At 73.3% G+C, this 16,517-nt stretch carries 16 protein-coding genes; 4 read left to right on the forward strand and 12 right to left on the reverse strand.

Going from position 1 to position 16,517, the window contains the following annotated elements; all coding sequences use genetic code 11:
* Window positions 1–227: 227 nt before the first annotated feature.
* Both AC4BDD_RS21785 and AC4BDD_RS21790 read right to left on the reverse strand, forming a co-directional pair.
* Window positions 228–1,121 (reverse strand): PhzF family phenazine biosynthesis protein, encoded by an 894-nt coding sequence (locus AC4BDD_RS21785; RefSeq protein WP_490687139.1) that lies wholly within the window; start codon window positions 1,119–1,121, stop codon window positions 228–230.
* A gap of 247 nt (window positions 1,122–1,368) precedes the next feature.
* Window positions 1,369–2,118 (reverse strand): SDR family oxidoreductase, encoded by a 750-nt coding sequence (locus tag AC4BDD_RS21790; protein WP_490691880.1) that lies wholly within the window; start codon window positions 2,116–2,118, stop codon window positions 1,369–1,371.
* Between the two features lie 300 nt (window positions 2,119–2,418).
* Between AC4BDD_RS21790 and AC4BDD_RS21795 the strand changes: the two genes are divergently transcribed.
* Window positions 2,419–4,062, forward strand: a complete 1,644-nt coding sequence (locus tag AC4BDD_RS21795) for an alkaline phosphatase D family protein (protein ID WP_490687140.1) — start codon at window positions 2,419–2,421, stop codon at window positions 4,060–4,062.
* Window positions 4,063–4,149: 87 nt separating this feature from the next.
* Window positions 4,150–5,214: a small ribosomal subunit Rsm22 family protein gene (locus tag AC4BDD_RS21800; RefSeq protein WP_490687141.1), complete on the forward strand. Its 1,065-nt coding sequence runs from the start codon at window positions 4,150–4,152 to the stop codon at window positions 5,212–5,214.
* Between the two features lie 39 nt (window positions 5,215–5,253).
* Here AC4BDD_RS21800 and ddaH read toward each other — a convergent pair whose 3' ends face one another.
* A complete protein-coding gene (ddaH, locus tag AC4BDD_RS21805; RefSeq protein ID WP_490691881.1) occupies window positions 5,254–6,072 on the reverse strand; it encodes a dimethylargininase in 819 nt (272 codons plus the stop codon).
* 117 nt (window positions 6,073–6,189) lie between these two features.
* Window positions 6,190–6,387, reverse strand: a complete 198-nt coding sequence (locus AC4BDD_RS21810) for a DUF6243 family protein (protein WP_490687142.1) — start codon at window positions 6,385–6,387, stop codon at window positions 6,190–6,192.
* Between the two features lie 118 nt (window positions 6,388–6,505).
* Here AC4BDD_RS21810 and AC4BDD_RS21815 point away from each other — a divergent pair, with 118 nt between their 5' ends.
* Window positions 6,506–7,108: a TetR/AcrR family transcriptional regulator gene (locus AC4BDD_RS21815; protein ID WP_490687143.1), complete on the forward strand. Its 603-nt coding sequence runs from the start codon at window positions 6,506–6,508 to the stop codon at window positions 7,106–7,108.
* Between the two features lie 89 nt (window positions 7,109–7,197).
* On the opposite strand, the gene AC4BDD_RS21820 is transcribed toward AC4BDD_RS21815, so the two are convergent.
* On the reverse strand, window positions 7,198–8,046 hold the full coding sequence (locus AC4BDD_RS21820) for a glycerophosphodiester phosphodiesterase (RefSeq protein ID WP_490687144.1): 849 nt from the start codon (window positions 8,044–8,046) through the stop codon (window positions 7,198–7,200).
* A gap of 169 nt (window positions 8,047–8,215) precedes the next feature.
* On the opposite strand from AC4BDD_RS21820, the gene AC4BDD_RS21825 reads away from it, so the two are divergent.
* Entirely contained in the window at window positions 8,216–8,950 is a 735-nt protein-coding gene (locus AC4BDD_RS21825) for a bifunctional DNA primase/polymerase (RefSeq protein WP_490687145.1), read from the forward strand.
* Window positions 8,951–9,067: 117 nt separating this feature from the next.
* On the opposite strand, the gene AC4BDD_RS21830 is transcribed toward AC4BDD_RS21825, so the two are convergent.
* The 7 genes from AC4BDD_RS21830 to AC4BDD_RS21860 form a co-directional block, all read right to left on the reverse strand.
* A complete protein-coding gene (locus AC4BDD_RS21830; RefSeq protein ID WP_490691882.1) occupies window positions 9,068–10,030 on the reverse strand; it encodes an SCO2278 family lipoprotein in 963 nt (320 codons plus the stop codon).
* Entirely contained in the window at window positions 9,930–10,901 is a 972-nt protein-coding gene (gene efeU, locus AC4BDD_RS21835; protein ID WP_490687146.1) for an iron uptake transporter permease EfeU, read from the reverse strand. Before efeU ends, AC4BDD_RS21830 begins: the two co-directional genes overlap by 101 nt.
* A gap of 17 nt (window positions 10,902–10,918) precedes the next feature.
* On the reverse strand, window positions 10,919–12,220 hold the full coding sequence (gene efeB, locus AC4BDD_RS21840; RefSeq protein WP_490687147.1) for an iron uptake transporter deferrochelatase/peroxidase subunit: 1,302 nt from the start codon (window positions 12,218–12,220) through the stop codon (window positions 10,919–10,921).
* A gap of 14 nt (window positions 12,221–12,234) precedes the next feature.
* Window positions 12,235–13,371 carry an iron uptake system protein EfeO gene (gene efeO, locus AC4BDD_RS21845; protein ID WP_490687148.1) on the reverse strand — a complete coding sequence of 379 codons (1,137 nt, stop codon included), beginning with the start codon at window positions 13,369–13,371 and terminating at the stop codon, window positions 12,235–12,237.
* 170 nt (window positions 13,372–13,541) lie between these two features.
* Window positions 13,542–14,426: a heme ABC transporter ATP-binding protein gene (locus AC4BDD_RS21850; protein WP_490687149.1), complete on the reverse strand. Its 885-nt coding sequence runs from the start codon at window positions 14,424–14,426 to the stop codon at window positions 13,542–13,544.
* Complete coding sequence (locus AC4BDD_RS21855) at window positions 14,423–15,451, reverse strand: FecCD family ABC transporter permease (RefSeq protein WP_490687150.1); 1,029 nt, start codon at window positions 15,449–15,451, stop codon at window positions 14,423–14,425. The genes AC4BDD_RS21850 and AC4BDD_RS21855 overlap by 4 nt, the downstream gene beginning before the upstream one ends.
* Window positions 15,448–16,476, reverse strand: coding sequence for a heme/hemin ABC transporter substrate-binding protein (locus AC4BDD_RS21860; RefSeq protein ID WP_490691883.1), 1,029 nt, complete (start codon window positions 16,474–16,476; stop codon window positions 15,448–15,450). The genes AC4BDD_RS21855 and AC4BDD_RS21860 overlap by 4 nt, the downstream gene beginning before the upstream one ends.
* Window positions 16,477–16,517: the final 41 nt, after the last annotated feature.

Consider the following 16,517-nt stretch of genomic DNA (forward strand, 5'->3'; position numbering starts at 1 on the left):
GGCGGCGTCGGTTTCCTTGCCCGGAGGTTTCCGGAGGCTTCCGGGGGCCTCCGGACGGCGCTCCCCGGAGTTTTTTCGGTGGCGGCCGGCCCGGTCCCGCTGATCGGGCCCGTCGCACCCCCGGCCCCGCCGTCGAGGGCGGGGCCGGGGGTGGGTGAGCGCTTCGGGCGCGCGGTGCGCGAGCCCCCGGCCCGTGGTGGGTGAGGGCTCCGGGGCCGTGGCGGGGGTCAGGCGATGGAGGCGGCGGCGCCGGTGACGGTGATGCGGGGGTCGTCGGCGCGCAGGCCCACCGTCAGGAGCCCGGGGCGCCCCAGGTCGTGGCCCTGGTGGAGGGTGAGCGCGGCGGGTGCGGTGACCAGGCCGAGCTCCCGGGCGTACGCGCCGAAGGCGGCGGCCGCGGCACCGGTGGCGGGGTCCTCCACCTGGCCGCCGACGGGGAAGGGGTCCCGGACGTGGAAGACGGTCTCCGACTCGCGCCAGACCAGCTGCACCGTGGTCAGGTCCAGGCCGCGCATCAGCGCCGCCAGCCGGTCGAAGTCGTACTCCAGGTCGGCCAGGCGCTCGCGGGTGGCGGCGGCCAGCACCAGGTGGCGCGCGCCCGCGAAGGCTATGCGCGGCGGCAGGGCCGGGTCGAGGTCGGCGGCGGGCCAGCGCAGCGCCGCGAGCGCCTCGGCGACATCCGCCTCGGCGGCCTCCTCGACATGCGGCTCCACACTGGTCAGCGTGGCCTGCAGAGCGCCGTCCGCCTCGCGCACCTCGACCGGGACGGTGCCCACCTGGGTGGCGAAGGCGAAGGAGCCCGGGCCGACCCGCTCGGCCAGCGCGACGGCCGTCGCCACGGTGGCGTGGCCGCAGAAGGACACCTCGGCGAGCGGGCTGAAATACCGGACCGTGAACGCCCGGCCCGGCTCACCCAGGCCCTCCGGCGGCGCGGTCAGGAAGGCGGTCTCCGAATACCCCACCTCGGCGGCGATCGCCAGCTGCGTGGCGTCGTCCAGACCGGCCGCGTCCAGCACGACCCCGGCCGGGTTGCCCCCGGCCGGGTCGGTGGAGAAGGCGGTGTAGCGCAGCACTTCGGTGTCGTTCTTGCGGCCGCTCTGCGCGGCGTCGTCCATGGTCATGATCGGGCCAACTGCTCGCCGGGGGCCGGATATTCCCCGTCCGGCGCCTGCCGCCCGCCGGGCTTGCGCCGCCGGCGGCCGCAAAGGCGGCCCCGGCCCGCCGGCCCGCGCCCGCCGGCCCGCGCCCGCCGGCCCGCGCCCGCCGGCCCGCGCCCGCCGGCCCGCGCCCGCCGACGGCCGCGAAAGGGGCAGCCGCGCCCGCCGGTCGTCGCCGTGGCGCCAGGCAGACCTGTCGGCCGCCGCGCGTTCAGCCGCGGCCGATGTACGGCATCGTCGTCGCCATCACCGTGACGAACTGGACGTTCGCCTCCGGCGGGAGGGAGGCCATGTGGCGGACGGTGCGGGCCACGTCCGCCGCGTCCATCACCGGCTCCGCCCGCACCTCCCCGTCGGCCTGGAGGATCCCGGCGCTCATCCGCTCGGTCATGTCCGTCGCCGCGTTGCCGATGTCGATCTGGCCGCAGGCGATGCCGTACCGGCGGCCGTCCAGGGAGAGCGACTTCGTCAGGCCCGTCATCGCGTGCTTGGTCGCGGTGTAGGCGATGCTGTGCGGCCGCGGGGCGTGGGCGGAGAGCGAGCCGTTGTTGATGATGCGGCCGCCGCGCGGGTCCTGGTCCCGCATCATCCGGAAGGCGCCCTGCGCGCACAGGAAGGCCCCGGTGAGGTTGGTGTCGACGACCGTGCGCCAGTCCTCGTAGGCCAGCTCCTCCAGCGGCACCGGCGGCCCGAAGACGCCCGCGTTGTTGAACAGCAGGTCCAGCCGCCCGAAGCGGTCACGGACGGTGGCGAAGAGCGCGTCCACGTCAGTCGGCCGGGTGATATCCGCGACGACCGGCAGTGCGCCCTCGCCCGCCAGTCGGGCGGTCTCGGCCAGCGGCTCCGGACGGCGGCCGGCCAGCGCGACCGACCAGCCCGCCTCGGCGAGTTCCAGCGCCACCGCGCGGCCGATCCCCGAGCCCGCACCCGTCACCAGCGCGGCCTTCGACACCACGGACATCCGGCTCACCTCCGTCACCTCACTCGGCCCACTCAGCTCACTCAGCCCGCCCACCCCATCATCGTGTTCCCACCGCTCGTGCCGCTCGTCCCGCTCGCCCGGCCCCGGTTCATGGGGCCGCAGCGTACGCGATGACCCCGCGCCGCGGCCGCGGCAGTGGATTGCGCTGAATGCCCGATACGGATGCGGCGCTCACCGCAGCGCCATATATGTGTCGTGCACGGGTCAGGACATCGCCGCCGCTCTGCATTCCAATTCCCCTGACACGTCACCTCGGTACGTCACGTCAGGGGAAGACACATGGGACACCAGGCACACTCAGCCACACACGCCGCACCCCACGAGCAGATCAGGGCCGCCGCCGCCCGGCTGGGCCGGCGCCGCTTCCTCACCGTCACCTCCGCCGCCGCCGCGCTCGCCTTCACCACCAACCTGCCCACCGCGCAGGCCGCCGAGGTGGCGCCCCGCGCCCTCCCGGACAACCCGTTCACCCTCGGCGTCGCCTCCGGCGATCCGCGCCCGGACTCCGTACTGCTGTGGACCAGACTCGCCCCGCGCCCGTACGAGCCGGGCAACGGCCTGCCCGCCGACGGCGCCGTGCGCGTGCACTGGGAGATAGCCCGGGACGAGCGCCTCAGCCGCGTCGCGCGGCGGGGCAGCGTCCGGGCGTATCCCGAGTTCAACCACACCGTGCACGTCGAGGCGGACGGCCTGGAGGCCGACCGGGTGTACTGGTACCGCTTCCGGGTCGGTGACTGGATCAGCCCGGTCGGCCGCACCCGCACCACACCCGCCCGCGGGGCCAAGGTCAACGACGGCCGGTTCGGGCTGGTGTCCTGCCAGGCCTACCACGACGGCTACTTCACCGCGCTCGGCCACCTCGCCAGGGAGGACCTGGACGCCGTCTTCCACGTCGGCGACTACCAGTACGAGTACGCGGTCAACGCGGCCGGCGGCGCGCGCAACTACACCGACCGCACGCTGCCGGACCTCTTCAACCGCGAGACGGTCACCCTGGAGGACTACCGGCTGCGCTACGCCCTCTACAAGACCGACCCGGACCTCCAGGCGGCGCACGCCGCCTTCCCCTGGTTCGTCACCTGGGACGACCACGAGACGGAGAACAACTACGCCGGAGGCATACCGGAGCAGGACCAGTCGCCGGAGGAGTTCCTGATCCGCCGCGCCGCCGCCTACCGGGCCTACTGGGAGAACATGCCGCTGCGCATGCCCCAGCGGCCCGAGGGGCCGGACATGCGGCTCTACCGCCGGGCGCACTACGGGCAGCTGATCCAGTTCGACATCCTGGACACCCGGCAGTACCGCTCCGACCAGGCATACGGCGACGGCTGGCAGTACCCGGGACCGGAGTCCGAGGACCCGGCCCGCACCATGATCGGCGCCACCCAGGAGCGCTGGCTGCTGGACGGCTTCCGCCGCTCCACCGCCACCTGGAACGTGCTGCCCCAGCAGGTCACCTTCTCGCGCCGCAAGAACACCACCGCGGCGCGCTCCAAGCTCTCCATGGACTCCTGGGACGGCTACCCGGCATCCCGGGAGCGGATCCTGGCGGGCGTCGAGCAGGCCGGGCTGGAGAACTTCGTGGTGCTCACCGGCGACGTGCACGTCGCCTACGCCCTGGACATCAAGCGGAACTTCGACGACCCGGCGTCGCGGACGGTGGGCGTGGAGTTCGTCGGCACCTCGGTCACCAGCGGCAAGGACGGCGCCGACAAGCCCGCGAACTGGTCGACCTACATGGCGGCCAATCCGCACCTGAAGTTCTACAACGGGCGCCGCGGCTACACCACGCTCACCTTCGACGGGAAGCAGGCGCGGGCCGACTACAAGACGGTGTCCGCGGTCACCGTGCCGACAGGCACGCTGAGCGCGGTGGCTTCCTTCGCCACCCAGGCGGGGCGCCCGGGGCTGCGGCAGGTCTGAGAGTACTGAGCTGAGCTGAGAGAGCCGGGCCGGCCGGAGAGATCCGAGTGAGCCGTCGGGCCGGGGCGGGCCGGTAAACTTGGGCGGATGCACGCCCCCGAAACCGCATCCGCCGGCGATGAGCTGCGCACCGCGCTGGCCCGGCTGCTGGACGGCCTGCCGCCCAAGCAGGCCGCGCAGGCTGTCGAGCGGCTGATCAGCAATTACCGGGGGCGCACCCCGACCGACGCGCCCGTGCTGCGGGACCGCTCCGACGTCGCCGCCTACGCGGCCTACCGGATGCCCGCCACCTACGAGGCGGTGCGGGCCGCGCTGGCGGGGCTGCGGGAGCGGCTGCCCGCGTGGGTGCCGGCCAGCCATGTCGACGTGGGCGGCGGCACGGGCGCGGCGAGCTGGGCGGTCGCCGACGCCTGGGCGGGCGCGGACCGGGCCACCACGGTGCTCGACTGGTCGCAGGCGGCGCTGGAGCTGGGCCGGGAGCTGGCCGGCGCCTCCGGCGACCGTGCGCTGCGGGCCGCCGAGTGGCGGCGCCAGGCGATCGGCGGCGGGCTGCGGATCGAGGCGGCCGACCTGGTCACCGTCTCCTATGTGCTGGGCGAGCTGACCGAGGACGACCGGCGGGTGGTGGTCGACGAGGCGGCCCGCGCGGGGCAGACCGTGGTGATCATCGAGCCGGGGACGCCCGAGGGCTATCTGCGCATCCGCGAGGCCCGGGACCGGCTGGTCGCCGCCGGGTTCCGGGTGCTGGCGCCGTGCCCGCACAGCGGGACCTGCCCCATCGAGGTGGGCTCGGACTGGTGCCATTTCGCCGCGCGGGTCAGCCGCTCCTCCCTGCACCGGCAGGTGAAGGGTGCCTCGCTGCCGTACGAGGACGAGAAGTTCAGCTATGTGGCGGCGGTCCGGGCGGCGGCACCCGGCAGGCTGGGCGCGGAGGCGGCCGGTCTGGAGGTGCCCGGCCCGGGGGAGGACGCCGTGGCGGCCGCCCGGGTGGTACGCAAGCCGCAGATCCGCAAGGGGCTGGTGTTGCTGGACCTGTGCACCGCCGAGGAGGGACTGCGCCGGGAGACGGTCACCAAGCGGCACGGTCCGCTCTACCGTGCCGCCCGTGACACCGACTGGGGCGACTCCTGGCCGCCGGCCGAGCCGTCGTAGCCGGTGCGGTGATCCCCTGCTCCCTGCTGCTATCCCCTGCTACCCGCGTAGCTCCTGGGTGCAGCATTTGACGCTGCCGCCCGACTTGAGGAGTTCGCCCAGGTCCATGCCGATCGGCTCGTAGCCCCGCTCCCGCAGCGGGGCGAAGAGGCCGGTCGCGGCCTGGGGCAGCAGGACGTTGCGGCCGTCGCTGACCGCGTTGAGGCCGAGCGCCTCGGCGTCCGCCCGCTCGGCGATGATCGCGTCGGGGAAGAGGCGCCGCAGGACGGACCGGCTGCCCGCCGAGAAGGCGTCCGGGTAGTACATGACCTCGGAGTCGGTGGTGTCGTCCAGCACGCACAGAGCCGTGTCGAGGTGGTAGAAGCGGGGGTCGACCAGGTCCAGGCCGATCACCGGCCGGCCGAAGAACTCCTGGGCCTCGGGGTGCGAGAGCGGGCTGCTGCGGAAGCCGCGCCCGGCCAGCACCCAGGTGGCGGTGACCGCGAAGTCCCCTTCGCCCTCGTTGATGTGCTCGGGCTCGTGCACGTCCTCGTAGCCGTTGGCGCGGAACCACGCCCGGTGCACGGCGGCCTCGGCGGTCCGCTCGGGGTGGGCGAAGCGGGCGCCGAGCACCCGGCCGTCGACGACGGTGGCGCCGTTCGCGGCGAACACCATGTCCGGGAGCTCCGGGTGGGGTTCGAGCTCATCGACGGTGTGCCCCAGGGCGCGGTAGCGGTCCCGAAGGTCCTCCCACTGGGCGAGGGCCAGCGGCAGGTCGACCGGCTTGTCCGGGTCCATCCACGGGTTGATGGAGTAGGTGACCTTGAAGTGGGTGGGGGGACACATGAGGTAGCGGCGCGCGGTGGCACGCCGCTCAATGGTGCGCAAGGACAACGATGGCTCCTCACGGTGGTGTTGAGCGCGTACGCGATCGCCGTACGCGTCTCACACATGGTCCACCCTGCCGAGCCGGTGTACATGGCCTGTTCGAGTGATTTACCGCGCGTCCCGCCCCGTCCCGCGCGCCTCCCTGTCCTGCCGCAGCCTGCGCAGCAACTCCCGTTTCAAGGCGCCCGGATCCGAGCCTGCCCGCGTGCCCCGGCCGGCGGTGCGGGCGCCGTGCATGGCCGAGCGGGGGACGTTGTTCCGGGGGCCGCCGACGCCCAGCGGGTTTCCCGACTTGCCCTTGCTCATGGTGATCTCCTCTACGGCTTTACGAGACGTCTCGTCTCGTTGTTCCACAAGCTTGCGCGAGACGCGACGTCTTGTCAAGACGATACGTCTCGCCTCATTCGCTTGATAGATTCGAGCCATGGCCAACAAGACAGCTCCCGACGCCACCCGCCGCAGCGAGCGCTCCCGGCGCGCCATCCTGGAAGCCGCCCTCGAACTCGTCGGCGAGGTCGGCTACCCCAGGCTGACCATCGAGGCGATCGCCGCCCGCGCCGGAGTCGGCAAGCAGACGATCTACCGCTGGTGGCCCTCGAAGGCCGCCGTCCTCCTCGACGCCTTCGCCGCGCTCGCCGAGGAGGCCGCGGCCGGTGAGTTCGAGCTGCCGGACACCGGCGACCTGGAAGCCGACCTCAAGCTGGTGCTGCGCGCCACGGTCGACGAGATGAACTCCCCGGCCTACGACCTGCCCGGTCGCGCGCTGGCCGCCGAGGGCGTGGTCAACCCGGAACTGGGCGCCGAGTTCGTCACCCGCCTCCTGGAACCCCAGCTCCAGCTCTACGTGAAGCGCCTGCGCGCGGCGCAGGAGGCCGGACAGGCCGATCCCGGCTTCGATCCGCGGGTCGCCCTGGAACTGCTGGTGGGGCCGATCGCCCACCGCTGGCTGCTGCGCACGCTGCCGCTCACGCATGAGTACGCGGACTCCGTCGTCGAGCTGGCGCTGCGCGGGATCGCCCCGCGCTGAACCCGCCCTCCGGCTGCCCGGTGCTCGGCAGCGCGCCGGGTCAGGGCCGGCCGGGGTCAGGGCCGATTCCGGGCCGGACCAGGGAGGCGTCAGGGCCGGGCCGGGGTCCGGGTCAGCAGCCCCGGGGCGTCGGTGATGATGCCGGTGCAGCCCAGCCGCAGCATCCGGTCGCGGTCGGCCGGGGTGTTCACCGTGTGCCCCCACACCCGGGGGATGCCGGACCGCACCGCGCGCCGCACGTCCTCGTCGCGCGCCCGGTAGTCGATGTCCAGCAGGTCGACGAAGTCGGTCCACTGGCCCGGGTCGTCGTCCCGCATCTGCGCCGCCGAGCGCCACAGCTGGGCGGTCAGCCCCAGGTCGTGGGCCTGCTTGGCCACGCTCGGGGCGTTGGTGTTGACGTACACCGAGCGCGCCAGGCCCCGGTTCTTCAGCATCCGGGCCAGGGTGGGCAGCCCGATCGCGTCCTTGACCTCCACCATCAGCGTCGTCCGGCCGCCGAAGCGGTCCAGCGCCTCGGCGGCGGTCGGCGGCGGCTCCGGCCGCCAGTCGCCGGGCAGGCCCGGATCGGGCCGCAGCATCACCTGGCGCCACTGCCGGAGGGTGAGCGCGTTCACCCGGCCGCTGGAGAAGGTCGTACGGTCCAAGGTCGCGTCGTGCATCACCACCAGCGTGCCGTCGCGCAGCACCCGGGTGTCGAAGTCGATCACATCGGCCTGGCCGCGCTCGTAGGCGGCGGTCAGCCCGGACATGCTGTTCTCCGGGACCTCCAGGGAACCGCCCCGGTGTGCCGTGTAGGTGACCTTGGCACGGGCCGACCCGCCGCGCGGCCCGGACTGCCCCGCGCCGGGACCGGCGCGCGAGGCCGGGAAGGCGGCTCCGGTGACCGGAGCGGTCAGCGCCAGGGCGATGGCCCCTGCCAGCAGAGATCTTGAGACCATATAAGGAACGCTAGGCCGGAGAATTCGGTTATGCACCAGTAAGTGCATCCCCTGGGTGGAGCCGGCGGGCACCCCGGATGCGGACACCGGCCACCTCGGGAGCAGGATGGTGGCAGCATTGATCGGGTAACGGGCGATGCCGCACGACAGCCGTGAAGCGAGGCGATAGATGGAACGCAAGGGCAGGTTCTCCCAGTGGCTGCGCCGTCCGAGGAGCGGAGCGGGCGAGGAGTCGGGCACGGGAGCGCGCGCGGGCGGCGCGCGTGAGGATCTGCTCCTGGCGGCGGCCGCCGCCGGGTTCCCGCTCGCACCGGCAGCCCATCCGGACGGCTACGGCTGTTCGTGTGACCGCATCGGCTGCCCCACCCCCGCCCGGCACCCGGTCTCCTTCGCCTGGCAGACCCAGGCGACGACCGACCCGGCGAAGGTCGCGCAGTGGATCAGCGGCCAGCCGGACGCGAACTTCATCACCGCCACCGGCATCGCCCACGACGTGCTGGACGTCCCCGCGGACGCCGGCCGGCAGGCCCTGGAGCGGTTGGGCGCGGCGGGCGTCGAGGTGGGCCCGGTGGCCACCTCCAGCGCCGACCTCCAGCAGAGCCGGATGCTGTTCTTCACCGCCACCCGCGGCACCCCCGATGACGAGGACGAGTGGTGGCCGTGCGAGCTGGACTGCCACCCCGAGACCATGGACGAGCATCCGGGGCTGCGCTGGCACTGCCGGGGCAGCTATGTGCTCATGCCGCCGGCCCGGCTGCCGGGGGAGGGGCACGTCGCCTGGCTGCTCGGCCCGGAGCGGCCGCTGCCCGATCCGCTGACGCTGCTGGAGGCGCTCACCGACGCGTGCGCGCAGTTCGCCCGGACCGAGCAGGAGCACCACGCGGCCTGGCCGATGGGGCGCTGACCGCCGCCTGCCCCACCGCGCCGGCGTGCGGCGCCTCGGTGTGGCCGGGCAGCCTCCGGGTTCCGGCGGCGCCGGGCAGGGGCCGGGATCCGGTGGGGCCGGGCAGGGGCCGGGGAGTCACTCGCCCTTCGCGGCCGTGAGACCTTCCACCCGGTTAAGGAAGACGATCTTCCGGTCCGCCGCGTCCCTGGCCGGGACCCGCACCGCCGCCTCCGAGATCCGGGTCAGCGTGATCGCCTTCTTCGCCTCGCCGGTCATCAGCGCCTTCTCCTGCGGCTGCGGTTGCGGCTTGAGACCCTTGGCCATCGTCTGCTTCTGCCGGTGGTGCGAGGTGAAGAACACCAGCGCCCCGCCGTCCTCCAGCCGCAGCCCCAGCGGCGCGTAGCGCGGGCCCTCGGCCGGGGTGTCGATGAACTCCGTCCAGTACCTCGGCGTCTTCTCTTCCTTCTCGCGGCCCGCCCGCAGCCCCGAGGTCGCCGAGCCCTCGGCGAAGGTCTCGCCCTCGCCGGTCATCAGGTAGTCGGTGTACGCCTTGCTCAGCCCGTCGGGGGCGACCGCCAGCCGCGCCGCCGCACCGCCCGGGACCGGCTTGGCCCAGCCGTCCTCGTCGGTGGCGAACCGCGGCATCTCCTCGCGGTCGAGGATCGACAGATACGCCACCCGCCACGGCTGGTCGGCACCGTCGCGGAGGAACAGCAGCAGCCAGCGGGTGCCGCTGACCTGCCCGCGGTTGCTGCTGGTGTCGGCGACGAAGAACTTCGGCCAGCCGACCTGCCTGGGTATCAGGTAGCGGGCGTCGCTCAGCTCCAGCGGCCGCCAGTCGGGGTTCCCCTCCGGGCGGTCGCTGTGCTGAGCGGTGACGTCGCCGAAGTTGATCGCCTGCAGCGGCCCGGTCTCGACCCGGCCCAGCAGCTCCGGGTCGAGCACGCGGTACGCCTTGTTGTACGTGTCGGTGAACTGCTTCAGCGCCTGGGACGCCTCAGCCTTGTCCACCGACGGGATGTTCTCCCGCTCGCCGTGCACCGTCACGCAGCCGGTCAGCGCCGGCGTCAGAAACAGCAGCGCCGAGGCTGCCAGAATCGTGAACTTCCGGTGAGGTGACCTGCGTGTCATGGGGCTCCGGCTCCTTCGGGGCAGCTGCGGTCGGCGCAACCCTACCCGGGGCGAAGAACAGCACGAGCGTGGGGACCAGATACAGCGACCACGCCGCGATCTGCAACCAGGTCGGGTCCGGCTGGAAGTTGAGGGTGCCCTTCAGCAGCGTCCCGTACCAGCTGTCCGGCGGGATGGTGTCGCTGATGTCGAACGGCCGGTTGTGCAGCCCCGGCAGGAAGCGCGCCTCCTGAAGGTCGTGGAAGCCGTACGCCAGCACGCCCGCCGCCACCACGACCAGCATGGCGCCGGTCCAGGTGAAGAACTTCGCCAGGTTGATCCGGAGCGCGCCGCGGTAGAACAGCCAGCCCAGCAGCACCGCGGTGAGCAGCCCCAGCACCACGCCGATCAGCGGCTGCGAGGTGCCGCCGTTGCTGGTGTGCACCGCCGCCCACACGAACAGCGCGGTCTCCAGGCCCTCCCGGCCCACCGCCAGGAAGGCCGTGGCCACCAGTGCGCCGGTGCCCATCGCCAGGGCCGCGTCCAGCTTGCCGTGCAGCTCCGCCTTCAGATGCCGGGCGGTGCGCCGCATCCAGAAGACCATCCAGGTCACCAGGCAGACCGCGAGGATCGACAGCGACCCGCCCAGCGCCTCCTGCGCCTCGAAGGTCAGCTCCTGGGAGCCGAATTCCAGCGCGGCGCCGAAGGACAGGCTGACCGTGACCGCGACCGCGATCCCCAGCCAGATCGGCAGCAGCGCCGAGCGCCGCTCCGTCTTGACCAGGTAGGCCACGAGAATGCAGACGACCAGGCTGGCCTCGAGGCCCTCACGCAGGCCGATCAGATAGTTGCCGAACACGGTGTACGGCTCTCCCCTCAGGACAGCAGCTCGCGGCCCCACCAGTCGTCCGCGTCACGGACGCCCGGCGGGATGGCGAAGACCGCCGAACCGACGTGCTGGATGTATTCGTTGAGCGCGTCGTTGGCCGCCAGACTCCGCTGCACCGGCACGAAGCCCTCGCGCACGTCCCGCTGGTAGGCGAGGAAGAACAGCCCCGCCTCCAGGCGGCCCAGACCGTCGGTGCCGTCGGTGAAGGAGTAGCCGCGGCGCAGGATGGTCGCCCCGCCGTTGGAGTCCGGGTGGGCCAGGCGGACGTGCGCGGTGGGCAGCATCGCCTTGAGGTTGGGCTCGTCGCGCTCGCGCGCCTTGCCGACCGGCGCGCCCTCGCCCTTGTTCCGGCCGAAGATGCTCTCCTGCTCGCCCAGCGAGGTGCGGTCCCAGGTCTCGATGTGCATCCGGATCCGCCGGGCGACCAGGTAGGAGCCGCCCGCCATCCACGCGGGCCCGTCCTTCTCCGACACCCACACGTGCTTCTTCAGCGCGGCGGAGTCGGTGCCGGCGATGTTCCGGGTGCCGTCCTTGAAACCCATCATGTTGCGCGGGGTCTGGGCGTCCGGCGTGGTCGAGGAGGTCTTGCCGAAGCCCAGCTGCGACCAGCGGATCACCACCTTCCCCATGCCGATGCGGGCCAGGTTGCGGATGGCGTGCACCGCGACCTGCGGGTCGTCGGCGCAGGCCTGCACACACAGGTCGCCGCCGCTGCGCGCCGCGTCGAGGTTGTCGCCCGGGAAGTGGGGCAGGTCGATCAGCGCCTCGGGCCGCCGCTTCTTCAGGCCGAAGCGGTCCCGGCCCTTGCTGTCCTGGAAGAGGCCGGGGCCGAAGCCGACGGTGAGGGTGAGCCGGGACGGCTTGAGACCGAGGGCCTCGCCGGTGTCGTCCGGCGGCGCCTCGGCGAGCCCGCCGGACGCCCCCTCACCGACCGGGCGGCCCTGGGTCATCCGGGCCGCCGCCTCGGTCCACTCTTTGAGCAGGGCGATCAGCTCCGCCCGGTCCTCGGTGACGACGTCGAAGGCGGCGAAGTGCAGCCGGTCCTGGACCGCGGTGGCGATGCCGGCCTGGTGGGCGCCGTGGAAGGGCACCGCGGCCCCGGCGGCGGCCACCGGCTCGGCGTCATCGCCGCCGCGCATGGCCGCGGCGGCACCGCCGGCCACGGCGGCGCCGACCGCGAGCCCGGAGGCGCCCCAGCCGATCAGGGCGCGGCGGGACGGGGTGCGCCGCGCTGCGGCGTCGTCGCCGGTGGCAGTCGCCTCGCCGGTCTCAAGGTCTTCCGTTGACATCGCGGGCTCCCTCGTCACTTGGCGACCACGGTGGCGGCCAGCTTCGACAGCGGCTCGGCCAGCGCGTTGACAGCGTCCGACAGCACCTTGCGCTTGGCCTCGTCGACCTTGTCGTACGACACGAAGCCGTCGCCCTCGCGGTAGCCGTCGAGCAGCTTGCGCACCGCGGCGAACTCCTTGTCCAGCCGCTTGGTCAGCTGCGGGTCGTTCTCCTTGGCCACGGCCTTGAGCAGGGTGTACGACTTCTCCGCGCCCTCCACGTTGGCCTGGAAGTCGACCAGGTCGGTGTGGCTGTAGCGCTCCTCCTCGCCGGTGACCTTGCCGGTCTGCACCTCGTCGAGCAGCTCCTTGGCGCCGTTGGCCATGCCGGTGGGGTTCAGCTCCGCGGTGCCGACCCGCTTCTGCCAGTCGGCCAGGTCCTTCGCCAGCCGCTTGGCGAGCTTCTTGTCAGCGGCGGTGATCTTGCCGGTCTTCCACAGGGACTTCTCCAGCGCGTGCCAGCCGGTCCACTCCTGCCCCTTCGCCAGGCCGTCCTCGCGGAAGTCGACCTTGGGGTCGATGTCGCCGAACGACTCGGCGACCGGCTCGGTGCGCTCCCAGCCGATGCGGGAGGGGGCGTACGCCTTCTTGGCCGCCGCGAGGTCGCCCTCGACGATCGCGTCGGTGAAGGTCTTCACCAGCGGCATCGTCTCGTCCGCCTGCTGCTGGACGTAATCGCGGTACTCGGCGACGGCCTTGTCCAGTCGCGGGTCGCGCTTGGCGGGCTTGGCGCCCTTGCCGGTGGCGGTGACCTTCTGCCGGATGCCGTGGCCCTTCATGCCGGGCTTGCAGGCGATCTCGTACGTACCGGGCTTCACCTCGGCGGTGATGGTGACGTCGAGGCCGGAGCCTATGTTCTCCCGCTCGGTGACGATCCGGTCGCCGGGGGCGTAGAGGTAGACCTCGGTGACCTTGGAACCCTCGTTCTCGACGGCGAGGGTCACGTGCCCGGCCGGGAAGGAGGTCTTGGAGACCTCGCAGGAGTCGTTCGAGGCGGTGACCTTGATGGCGTCGGAGTCCTTGGCGTCGGATTTCTCCGCGCAGCCGGCGACGGCGGTGAGCGCTGCCGCGGCCGCGATGGCGGTGGCGACGGAGGAGCGGAGGACTCGCATGCGGGCTCCTGGCGAGATCGGACGGACAGAACGGACAGTGGCCGGATAAGGCCGCCCTAATTTAGCTGAGGCTTGCCTACGTGGTTCCCCATGGGGTTGGTGATCCTGCTCTCAGGAAGGAAAAGTCTCGGTCATGGATGATCGAGATTCGGTCAGTCACGATTCGGTCATCATGGGCTCAATGAGGGCGAGTTGGGTATGTGGGGCGGTGGCGTCTCGCGCAGTGGCAGGACCAGCGGCCCACCGGTGCGCGGGTGCCGCAGCACCTCCACCGGCTGCTGGTACACCTCCGACAGCAGCGCGGCATCCAGCACCGTCTCCGGTGCCCCGTCGGCCATCACCCGCCCGCCGCGCAGCACCGCGATCCGGTCGGCGTACGCCGCCGCCAGCCCGAGATCGTGCAGCACCACCACGACCGCGTCCCCGGCCGCGGCCCGCTCCCGGCAGATCCGCAGGACCAGCTCCTGGTGGCGCAGGTCGAGGGCGGCGGTCGGCTCGTCGAGCAGCAGCAGCGCCGACGCCTGAGCGAGCACCCGGGCCAGCGCGACGCGGGCCCGCTCACCGCCGGACAGCGACGCGAACGGGCGCCGGGCGAACGCGGAGACCTCGGTGCCGGCCATGGCGTCCCGCACCGCCGCCTCGTCCTCGTCCTCGGCGGCGGTGCCCGCCCACGGCGTACGGCCCATCCGGACCACCTCCTCCACCGTGAAGGGGAAGGAGAGGGCGGCGGACTGGGGCAGCACCGCGCGGCGCATGGCCAGTTCGCGGGGCGTCCAGCCGCCCACCGGCCGGCCGTCGATCCGGACCGTGCCGCTGGTCGCGGGCAGGTCGGCGGCGAGCGCCGACAACAGGGTCGACTTCCCCGCTCCGTTGGGCCCGACCAGAGCGAGCACCTCCCCGCAGGCCACCCGCAGGTCGACCCCGGAGAGCACGGCGCGGCCCGCTAGCCGGACCCCGAGCCCGGACGCCTCGGCCACCACCGCGCCGGGGGAGGGCGGCCGGGGCGGCGTGGGCACCCGGCGCGCGGACAGCCCCCGGAGCAGCGACCGTGTCACGCCCAGCCTCCCTGCCGCCGCCGGGTCCTGCGCAGCAGGAGGAAGAAGACCGGGCTGCCCACCAAGGCGGTCAGCACCCCCAGCGGAAGCTCCGCGGGCCGGGCGACGGTGCGCGCCGCCAGATCCGCGGCGAGCAGCAGCAGGGCGCCGCCGAGCGCGCTGCCGGGGATCAGGAACCGGTGGCCGGGGCCCGCGGCCATCCGCAGCACATGCGGCACCAGCAGCCCGATGAAGCTGATGACTCCGGCGACGGCCACCGCGGCGGCGGTCAGCAGCGCGACCAGCACGATGACGGCGAGCCGGAGCCGCTCGACATGCACCCCCAGATGCCGCGCGGGCCGCTCGCCCAGCGCCAGCAGATCGACCTTGCGTGCGCACAGCGGGGCCAGCAGCAACCCGGCGGCCGCGCACGGCAGGACGGCCAGCACCTTCGGCCAGGTCGCCTGCGCCAGCGAGCCGAGCTGCCAGAACGTGATCTCGGTCAGCTGGGAGTTGTCGGCGAAGAACACCGACAGCCCGATCAGCGCGCCCGCGAAGGCGTTGACCGCGATGCCGGTGAGGATCAGGGTGACGACCTCGGTACGGCCGTGGGAGCGGGCGAGCAGATAGACCAGCGATACCGTCAGCAGCCCCGCGCCGAACGCGCACACCGTCACCGTCCAGCTGCCGAGTCCGTCCAGGCCCAGCGTGATGGCGCCGACCGCGCCGACCGCGGCGCCGGAGGAGATGCCGATGACGCCGGGCTCGGCGAGCGGGTTGCCGAACACCCCCTGCATCAGCGCGCCGGCGCACCCCAGCGCGGCGCCCACCAGCAGGGCGAGAGCGACCCGCGGCAGCCGCACGTTCCACAGCACGCTCTCCGGCACCCGCTCCAGCGGGGCGCCGCCGAGCCCGGCCCGGTGCCGGAGCGAGCCGAGCACGTCCCCGAGCGGGATGTGGTACGCGCCGACGGCCGCGGAGAGCAGCGTGAGCACCACCAGACCCGCCACCAGGGCGCAGGCCAGCAGGGTGGACCGGGCGCTCACCCGCGCTCCGATCCGTAGAGCTGGTCCACCACCGAGGTCAGCACCTGATCGGTGCGCGGCCCGTAGCTGAGCAGCACCCCGTCGTCGACCGCGATGACCCGGCGGTCCATCCCGGCCGGGGTCTGCGCGACGCCCGGCACCGATCGCAGACCGTCGACGCCGCCCACCGAGTCAAGTCCCGCTCTCATCACCAGGATCGCGTCCGGCGCCGCCTTGGCCAGGGCCTCGCTGGTGAGGGGGGTGAAGTCCTTGGCGAGTCCGGACTCGGCGCCCGCGTCGACGGCTCCGGCCGCTCTCAGCAGGGATCCGGCGCCGGAGTCCGCGCCGCCGAGCAGATAGACCGACGCCGAACCGCGCAGGTAGAGGAAGGCGACGCGCGGCTTGTCCCGGTGGTGCGGGATCCGGGCCCGGGCCGCCTCCAGGCGCCGCTCGGTGCGCTCGCGCAGCCGGTCCCCGGCCGACCTCACCCCGAGGGCCGCCGCCACCGCGTCGATCCGGGGGCCGATCCCGGAGAGGTCCTTGACGGGGGCGAGGACGACCAGCGGGACACCGGCGGCCCGGATCTGCTCGACGGCCTCCTGCGGTCCGTTGAAGGGCTCGGCCAGCACCAGGGTGGGCTTGAGGGAGAGCACGCTCTCCGCGGAGACATCGTGCCCCCGGGTCACCAGCGGGAGTTTCCGCGCCTGTTGGAAGGTGGTGGTCAGGTCGCGGCCGACCACCCGATCGCCCAGCCCCAGGGTGAAGACGGTCTCGGAGAGCGCGCCGGTGAGCGGCACCACCCGGTCGGTGGCGCGCACGGTGACGCTCCGGCCATCGGCGGAGCGCACGGTCGCCGGCAGCTTCGGAGCCGGGGCGCGGCCGCTCAGCGGTTCCACGCGGTCGGCGGCGCGGCCGGTGGGCCCGGTGCCCGGAGAGGCGGGGGCCGAGCCGCCGCCGCAGCCGGTCAGGGCGAGCGCGAGCGCGGTGATGAGGCCGAACACCGCGCGCTGTGCGCGCCGCCCGCCGCCTCCTCGCCGTCGGTGCAACGGCGCCCCGGTCCAAGGGTGTTGATCCACTGTCCGCGTCT

It is taken from the genome of Streptomyces sp. JLBT605, assembly GCF_058215555.1.